The following is a 209-nucleotide window of genomic DNA, read 5'->3' as shown; positions in this document are numbered from 1 at the left end:
AGATTGGACGGAAATTTTACAAATGACATTAGTTTATTCTACCGAAGTCGGTCGTATTCAACCTGAAAAAGAAAAAGTTGAGCGTCCCAAAGGCGATGGTATTGTGCGAATTCAACGTCAAACAAGTGGACGGAAAGGAAAAGGTGTTTGTATCATCACAGGATTAGACCTAGATGATAAAGCACTAATGTCTCTAGCTTCAGAATTAA

Annotated in this window: 1 protein-coding gene; it reads left to right on the top strand. The window is 38.3% G+C overall.

Annotation, left to right across the window (positions count from 1 at the left end; translation table 11 throughout):
- Window positions 1–22: 22 nt before the first annotated feature.
- Window positions 23–209: SUI1 family translation initiation factor (locus A1D25_RS01140; RefSeq protein ID WP_476718488.1), on the top strand; the 187-nt coding region annotated here is incomplete at its 3' end.

Source organism: Ursidibacter arcticus (assembly GCF_009761375.1).
Classification (GTDB): domain Bacteria; phylum Pseudomonadota; class Gammaproteobacteria; order Enterobacterales; family Pasteurellaceae; genus Ursidibacter; species Ursidibacter arcticus.
The sequence above is the reverse complement of the archived record's forward strand: the minus strand, read 5'-3'. Positions and strand labels throughout refer to the sequence as shown.